The sequence below is a fragment of the Halomonas sp. BC04 genome (genome assembly GCF_000568385.1).
This window is the reverse complement of record NZ_AZQX01000231.1, coordinates 1-7,682: the sequence shown is the minus strand read 5'-3', so window position 1 is coordinate 7,682 and position 7,682 is coordinate 1. Positions and strand designations below refer to the sequence as shown.

The 7,682-nt window shown below is 51.7% G+C and carries 6 protein-coding genes and 3 pseudogenes; 3 read left to right on the top strand and 6 right to left on the bottom strand.

What is annotated here, in order from left to right; translation table 11 throughout:
• Positions 1-273 (top strand): annotated as a pseudogene (locus Q427_RS32415) (glutamine amidotransferase-related protein); the annotation flags it as partial.
• 198 nt (positions 274-471) lie between these two features.
• On the opposite strand, the gene Q427_RS16060 reads toward Q427_RS32415, so the two are convergent.
• Together Q427_RS16060 and Q427_RS16055 are read right to left on the bottom strand one after the other, a co-directional pair.
• Positions 472-1,893: a phenylacetate--CoA ligase family protein gene (locus tag Q427_RS16060; protein ID WP_043515749.1), complete on the bottom strand. Its 1,422-nt coding sequence runs from the start codon at positions 1,891-1,893 to the stop codon at positions 472-474.
• A 42-nt stretch (positions 1,894-1,935) separates the two neighbouring features.
• Entirely contained in the window at positions 1,936-2,922 is a 987-nt protein-coding gene (locus Q427_RS16055) for a saccharopine dehydrogenase C-terminal domain-containing protein (protein WP_197030683.1), read from the bottom strand.
• On the opposite strand from Q427_RS16055, the gene Q427_RS34240 reads away from it, so the two are divergent.
• A complete protein-coding gene (locus Q427_RS34240; RefSeq protein WP_231613733.1) occupies positions 2,891-3,112 on the top strand; it encodes a hypothetical protein in 222 nt (73 codons plus the stop codon). The genes Q427_RS16055 and Q427_RS34240 overlap by 32 nt on opposite strands.
• Positions 3,113-3,150: 38 nt before the next feature.
• On the opposite strand, the gene Q427_RS16050 is transcribed toward Q427_RS34240, so the two are convergent.
• The 4 genes and pseudogenes from Q427_RS16050 to Q427_RS34235 all read right to left on the bottom strand — a co-directional run.
• Complete coding sequence (locus Q427_RS16050; RefSeq protein ID WP_043515747.1) at positions 3,151-4,542, bottom strand: MATE family efflux transporter; 1,392 nt, start codon at positions 4,540-4,542, stop codon at positions 3,151-3,153.
• Positions 4,539-5,402: an IMP dehydrogenase gene (locus Q427_RS16045; RefSeq protein ID WP_081786040.1), complete on the bottom strand. Its 864-nt coding sequence runs from the start codon at positions 5,400-5,402 to the stop codon at positions 4,539-4,541. Before Q427_RS16045 ends, Q427_RS16050 begins: the two co-directional genes overlap by 4 nt.
• Positions 5,403-5,548: 146 nt before the next feature.
• On the bottom strand, positions 5,549-6,022 hold the full coding sequence (locus Q427_RS29040) for a MazG nucleotide pyrophosphohydrolase domain-containing protein (protein ID WP_051496442.1): 474 nt from the start codon (positions 6,020-6,022) through the stop codon (positions 5,549-5,551).
• A 491-nt stretch (positions 6,023-6,513) separates the two neighbouring features.
• A pseudogene (locus Q427_RS34235) lies at positions 6,514-7,216 on the bottom strand (hypothetical protein); the annotation flags it as partial.
• A 269-nt stretch (positions 7,217-7,485) separates the two neighbouring features.
• Here Q427_RS34235 and Q427_RS31415 point away from each other — a divergent pair.
• A pseudogene (locus tag Q427_RS31415) lies at positions 7,486-7,682 on the top strand (hypothetical protein); the annotation flags it as partial.

The window sequence follows — 7,682 nt, the reverse complement described above, 5'->3', positions numbered from 1 at the left end:
CGAACTGCGCCGCAGACCCGGGTGCTCGCCGGCAGCGACTTCTGCCCCTTCTACCTGATCCAGATCGGCGAGCATTTTCTCGGCGTGCAGGGGCACCCGGAATTCGCCAAGCCCTACTCCCGGGACCTGATGGTACTGCGCAGCGGGCTGGTGGGCGAAGAGCGGGTCCGCGAAGGGCTGATATCGCTCTCGGCGCCGGTGGACGATACGCTGATGGTGCGTTGGATCCTCAACTTCATGCGTCAGGCACAAGACGTTCACGACGGTTCTTGATTCAGATTGCGTCGGGTCGTCTCATACGGCTCGGCGTCTAAGGTGATACCGGACCATCACTCGAGAATGAAGCAAAACTCACGCCCAAGTTGGCCAACGCAGGGGAGGTGCGCAGCGTCTATCGATGATTCAGAGAACAATAAAATTTCAAGCAAATAGGGCAAGGAATAATGGAGCTGCTTGAGAGAATATTCGCCATCATCGAGGGTCTGACTTGTGATCAGAATTTACGCATGATTTTTTTCTCTTATAGCTCGGTGTGCTGTCTAGGGCCTCCCGGCACATGAACTCGACGCGACTTCCTTCGCCCATCAAATTGACAAGCTTCTGTTCCAGGGAGGACTGCATAGTCATCGGCATCACTATCTCACCATCGCGAAGTACATAATCGAGCTGGGCGCGATCCGGGGCAACCTGTTGGAGACGGAATTCGCGAAGCGGAGATTCCGGGCTAGTAAACAGCGTGTCAACCAGATTAAGCAAGGTCGCACTTGGAATCTTTTTGCCATCCATGGCGAGGAAGTAGTCATCCGCACGCCCCCTGAGGTCACGGAACCGCTTTCCCGGACGACCACATTTACAGATGTCGATATTATTCGACCAAGCGGCGAGATCCCCCTGATCATAGCGGATCAGCGGCATCACCCAGCTTCTGAAGTCAGTTGCGACCACGCGCCCGAACCCGCCTTCGTCCGGATCGACGATCTCGATATGCAGACCATCTTCATTAACATGGTAGGAGCCGCAAAATCCTTCATAAGCGATAACGCCCAACTCGACCGAGGAGTACTCATCCAATACTGGAACTCCGAATATGGACTCAAAATTTTTCCGTTCCAGTCTTGAGCTTTGTTCGCTGTTCGTCGATATGGCCCGAATGCCAAACTTCGACATGTCTCCTATCGGCGCTAGTTCCGATAGATGGCTGGGGAGCGCGCACATGATCGCTGGACGGATTTTTGAGAGGTGATCTGTCATTGCTTTGATTGATGCCGGTTCAGAGATTGTGAAAGTTCGGTATTTTCCCTTGAGACTGGACAGCCAACCCCGTGACATGTGTATGTTATATATCCAGGCATCGGGCGATAGACGCCCACCGACATAAGAAGAAAACTGCACGAGGGATTCATAGGTTTCAGTGATCGCTGCTTTCTGGTCATAGAAGACTTTCAATGATTGACCAGAGGATCCGGATGTGCCCACGAAGTAGGTCTCAGATACCTTATTCCCGGACGATAGTCGATCGTCATCTGCCCAGCAATTAAGATCAGCTCGTGTCAAGATTGGAAGCTTCTTGAAGTCGTCCAAGCTGCGAATGGAACCAGCTTCATAGCCAGCATTTCCATAAATCTCACGGTACATTGGTACCTGCGTAAAAGCGAAGTCTACCATTGCTGATAGTTTCGATACTACATCGCTTTTTCCATCTTTAGAGAAAAGCCAGTTATCTGGCGATAAGCCAAGTGTTGGATGACGAGCCTCAGACCAGAAACGTGCAACCTTGGTCTGCATTTCGAGCGTCTCGAGTTCATCCTCGGGGACGCCGGCTTGGCACAACTCATAGATCTCAGGGATATCGTGGTGGTGCGCTTTGACGTTGTAGAGGTCAGTTTGGCTCATCAGGTATCGATCCTATTGTTACATTGATATCTGCAGCGACGATTAGGCCTGATGCTCGGCTATGCTACAGCCCAGCGATAGGTCTGTCTCGATCACCTGCCACGGCAGTCCCATTTCAAGAATTGTGGAAAGAAAGGGGTTCGGATCTAGCTCTTCTGGATGAACTAGCCGGCGGACGTTCCATGATCCATCCATGATCAGTTCGGCTGCGACAATGACTGGAATGGCTGTTGTGAAAAGAGTCACATGAGATCCTGTATCCCGGTAACAGGCTTCGTGATCACAGATGGAATGGTAGAATAGACTCTTTCGACTTCCTTCTTTCTGGCCTGTAATAAGGCTGCCTACGCAGACCTTTCCATGATAATTCGAGGCCAGCGTGTTGGGGTGAGGAAGGAGAGTGCTCAGAAGATCAATAGGGGCAATTTCGGCATCGCGAACTAGAATTTTTTCACGGGACAACATGCCAAGCTTATAAAGAGTATCAAGAACTTCACGGAATGTCGGGCCGACACGCATCCAGAACTCGATCTCCGCTTCGGGAAAGGATTTGGCTAGGGAATGAACCTCTTCATGCCCTACGGAATAGAGTTCCTGTATGCCCAGCTCTGGGAGATCAAATGACTTTGTCCTAGAGAATGCTGGAGCAGTATACCACTCCCCTCCTTTGCGAAATGAGGTCTCCTCGCAAAGCTCCTTTAGGTTTACCGAGGCATTGAAATTAGTTGCGAAGAAATAGCCATGGTTGCCGCCATTCGCACAGATGATGTCGATCTTTTCGATAGCATCGAAATCATCCATTGCAGCCTTGGCGCAGAATGTATTGACAACGCCGGGGTCGAAGCCTATAGAAAGGATGCCAGTCAAGCCGCGATGCTTGAACTCCTCTGAAAGGCTTTTTTCTGGGCCATACCAAGGGGGCTCTATATTGAAGTCGTCGATGGCTTCATAAAGGGCAGTGTCAAGGTAGTGGCAGTTTGCTTTGAGGCAGGCCTTCATGACTGAAATATGGGTATCCGGTGTTGTCAAATTTGCTACGACAGCACCAGAATTCAGCGAAACGGTCCGAGTCGAGAGCGTTGCAGTTTTCGACTTTGATGTGCATCGCATGTTCCGAGAAAGCTGCCATTTTGATCTCATTCATCGAAATAGCATTCCGACCAATGAGGATGCACCGAAAACGGTGAGTGCGCTTCTTGGCAATTGTGAGGATGGTTGACCTGGCAATAGCGCCAGAGCCAATGATGACTAGAGTGTTCATCTTAACTCCCTATTTATTAGCTTAGAAGATCGGGATGCCATGTTGATCGAACGGGACCGTATGGCAGCCATATTCCGCCAGATTCGCAAGGCCAAGCCGAAGCAAACGAAAGCCAACCCGATGGTAAGTCCCCACCAAATGCCGGTCGGACCAATATCGAGCTTATGAGCCAAGACATAACCGGCCGGCACACCGATCACCCAGTAGCCGATCATGACGATGATCATAGGCACCATGGTATCCTGGATGCCTCGCAACACACCTAACCAGGCAATCTGTAACGCATCAAGCAATGTGAAAGTTGCGCCGATTAGGATGAAAGTTGTCGCCATTGAGATAGTCGCTCTGACATCGTCTTCCCCCGGAACGAATAGAGATGGAAGCCAGGGTGAAAGGGCGACCATAATTCCACACACAACCAGAGCAACCGCTAAGCAGGCGCCGGTAATTGCTACCGAGATTCGCCTTAGCTTCGGCCAATTTTCGGCACCGAAGGCATTGGCCACGAGAATCGTTGCTGCTTCTCCAAAGCCGAGAACAAGTACGATCGCAAACTCCGTGACCTGATAGGCGATCGCATGAGCGGCGATGATCTCGCTTGGCTCAAATGACATCAGGTAAGTGGTGGAAGCGAAAAATCCAACAGTGGCAAGCTCGATACCGCCAATCGGAAGACCCAGCCGAATCAAGCGTGGCATCATTGCGAAGGCCTCGCTTAGTCGCGTCATATAGGGAAGCAGCTCCCGGATCGTCGGCATCATGATGACCAGAATGCAAGCGATGACAATACAGTTGGAAAGCAATGTTGCCAACGCGATCCCTGGTAGCCCCCACCCTGATAAGATAAAGATCCAATTCAGTACGATATTGGCCAGGAAACCGATAATCGATGACACAGTGACCCAGGTGGACTTGCCATGGATGCTGGCAATTTCCCAAATGATCACCGAGATCAGAGCTGGTAATATAGAAAAGGCTACGACCTGTCCATAGGATTTGGCCAGATCAGTCAGTTCTCTCTCAACTCCGACAGCTGAAAGGAGCCATGATGAGTAATACATGATCACCGCGGCAACTGCGAAAAAGATGAGGCTCATGATGATCGTGCCAAGGAGCGTTCTACCTTGCTCCGCCATATTATTCTTGCCGCGGGAAGCGGAGAAGAGCGGGGTGAATGCTGACACGACTCCTTCACCAAATACGACGAGAAGGAGGTAAAGTTGAATGCTTAAAATCGCGCCAGCCATTTCTTGAATGCCTAGGCTGCCAATCATGAGGAGATCTACAACGGAGTTCCCCACGAGCATAAGGTTTGCCAGCCCCAAGGGAATAGCAATCCGGAGAATTTCCCTATAGTCGTGGCTACGGGTTTCGTTGAGCTTGGTCATCTAGAGGCCCCGCACTCTCGCGAAAAGGCACTTTTTATCTCCAGGGTTGCCGTTTTCCATAGTTCTTCAATCGACGAGGAGCCAGCTCTGGAGATGGACGTACGCAGAGCTTTTGTCCAACTTGAAAGAAATCCCCTCACCGTGCCGGACACTGGAACTAATTTCTCGACACCTTCTGGGACCATATCGTCGCCGATCATCCCCGGCCGACTCATGCCGTGATAGATTTTATGAGGTGCATTTTCATACAGAACGGCTTCAGCCCCACTTTCTTCCAAAGCCGCGAAGACCTTTCCCATCATCACTGCGGATGCTCCACAGGCAAGGGCCTTGAATGCATCTGCCGGGGTTTGGATCCCACCATCGCTTATCAGGGGAACACCGGCTCGGTTACATACTGAAGCACAGTCAAGTATAGCACCCAACTGACTTCTACCGCATCCGGTCATCATCTCCCCACGATTGATCGAGGCAGCCGACATACCGACTCTTATTACGTCGACTCCCTCATCGATTAGAATTTGTGCATCGGTGCTATGCACGATGTTTCCTGAGATGATCCCAATTCTCTTGATTGACTGGCGGATATACCGGACCGCATCAAGGTGGCGATGTGGTGCAAAATGAAGGGTATCTAGAGCGATGAAATCGATCAGATCGCCGTAGGCAGAGAGCCACCGATCAATCTCTCTCTGCTCGGGGGAGACGAGTAGACTGATCTTTCCTGCCAAACCACCTCTAGGATAGATCGTTAAGAAACTCTCTATATCGTTGATCGCAGCTTTGGCAGTTGGGATGGTCACTGCGCCTCCTTCTGTAAGTAAGGCACGAGTAATTTCTGGACTGATCACTGTATCCATTGGAGATGGAAGAAAGGTACGGAGAGCGGCTGCTCCCCAATGAAGGATACATCCAGGGAGACCGCTCCTGCCTCAATATTTGACAGGCGCGGTACCACGCTGAGGTCATCGAGACCAATGTGTCTTTCGTACCGTATGGTCAAGTTTCAGAACTTCACTTGTTGATCGGTGGTGAAAACCTTATCATGGCCACGGATCATTTTCTCAGCGCTTCCAGAGATTACTTCCTCGATTGTGAAGAGTTTTTCCTGCTCAGCAATGTGGCACATCAACATGATGTTAAACATCATATCGCCCAACTCTTCACAGAGGTTGGAGATGTCTCCTTTCTCTACGGTCTCAGCGACCTCTTCTGTTTCTTCTCGGAAATGTTCGATTATACTGGCCCAGTTTTCCGCCGCATCGTTGGGGCATCCGCCAGGTGCCCGAAGGATCTCGACGACCTTGCGAAGTTTCGCAAGCGGGATAATTTTCTCAATCTCAGAGTAGTGGCGTGCTTTCCGAACCGTTCGATCGCCAATTACGTGTGCGGCCCCGCCTTCAAGGGCAATATAGTTGATGTTCGACTTGTCAAAATTTGTATTCTCGGCAGCCTCCTGGACCATAAGTGGTATCTGCATACTATGAGGAGAACCGTCCTTGGTCACTACGACTAGACCGGAGCGATCGATATTGTGTAGGTGCAAACCAACAGAATGCTGCCCTTCGGTGTATTAACGTTGGTAGAGATAAGATTCTGAGGAAGGGCGGATACAACCTGATTTTCGCCCGCTGGGAGAGCTAAGTTCTGAATTACCTTGCTATGGATATTAAACATAAAAACCTTTCCGTGTCCTGTTTATTTTTCCCATCTCAATCCTACTTATTAGATAAAAAATATTCAAGATCCGAGAGTAAGAGTGATGACAATTCACCTGTAGGACAATAGAGTGTTCTTCTGTAAGTAATGTCTCACATGCAGTTCAGTGCTATGGTGAGCGCTCGTCATTCATAAGGATGTCGAACGAGCGCGCTGAACTGAGTGGTTGCCGGTATCGGTGCACTTCAACGTGACCGAGCTTCTTGATGGCCGGCAAGTTTATTTTTCGCGTGATCCATAGTCTGGATTTTATAGTTTTTTGTGCCGTATTTGCGTCAGGCTCCAGCTCCGCTGGGTTTGCCTCTTCAGCAGGCGGCGTAGACCATGCAACATCTAGTGGGTGTAGAGGATCAGAGCCGGCTCACCTCATACGGGCTATTATCTGCTGAACGGTCAAGCGCCTCGATCCGTCTAGGAGAGATGGACATCGAGTGCCGATTTCACCTCGGCCATGTGGACTTCGGCGCTGCCATGCTTGCGATCCAGGGCCAGCACCTGCAGGCGAGAGTGGTTCCGCAGGCGTCCCTTGTACTCAATGCCGCGGTCTTCCTGGGCTTCCAGCGTGTCGTTGTCGGTGAAACCCGAATTCATGCGGACTCGGACCGACCATGAGGCCTTCGTTGAGCCGTTGCACCAGGCGCGGAATCCAGGTGGATCCGCCCTGGTTGCCGAACACCTCAATGAGCAGCAACCCGTTGATATCCAGTGTCATGCGCTGCGGTCGTTTGCTGCCGTTCAGCGACGTCAGTAGCCGCGACAGCGTGGCTTGGGACGGCCGATCCCGTCGTGCCACGGGCGTTGCTGCAGACAAGTTGCCAGAACGACCTCGTCGCAGCGTGGTGGTGTCGCTAAGGTCGACCCAGCCATGGCGTTCCTGCTGCTCATCCGCATGTTCATGCAGGACGTTAGTGGCATCCTGCTGGCGACACCGATGCTGATGCCGATGACCCAGGAGTTGGGTATGGAGCCATTACAGTTCGTCGCCATCGTGCTACCAACCAGGGTATGGGACTGACCACCCCGCCGAAGGTCCCAATCCTGTATTTCGGCGCCCTACATCGGAAAGCGCTCATCTGAGCGCGATGTTGAAGCCGATGCTGTTGTTATTGTTGCTGGTTTAGTTCCTGTTGGCGGTGCTCACCACCTTATATCCCGCAGCTCTTGCTGTGGCTGCCTGGTCTGATCCTGGGTAAGTAATCATCCCGGTCATGACGCATCAGCCGCATGCCTTTGACTACTGCCAGCAAGTTGGCACACCGGGGACACCACCTGAAGCGTGGGGTGGCCAGCTTCGCTTCGCTGTCAGCCCCGCTCGATGCCGAACTGATGGTACGCTGGATATTGAACTTCATGAAGCGTGCCATGGAGGCAAGGGAGATGACGGCTGACGAGGCCTGGCAATGGCCGATGGTCGAGTTCAC

Coding starts and splice junctions, on each gene's coding strand:
- Q427_RS16060 (WP_043515749.1), bottom strand. CDS start 1,893: ATGAGCCAAACTGACCTCTACAACGTCAAAGCGCACCACCACGATATC.
- Q427_RS34240 (WP_231613733.1), top strand. CDS start 2,891: ATGACTGAAATATGGGTATCCGGTGTTGTCAAATTTGCTACGACAGCA.
- Q427_RS16050 (WP_043515747.1), bottom strand. CDS start 4,542: ATGACCAAGCTCAACGAAACCCGTAGCCACGACTATAGGGAAATTCTC.
- Q427_RS16045 (WP_081786040.1), bottom strand. CDS start 5,402: ATGGATACAGTGATCAGTCCAGAAATTACTCGTGCCTTACTTACAGAA.
- Q427_RS29040 (WP_051496442.1), bottom strand. CDS start 6,022: ATGCAGATACCACTTATGGTCCAGGAGGCTGCCGAGAATACAAATTTT.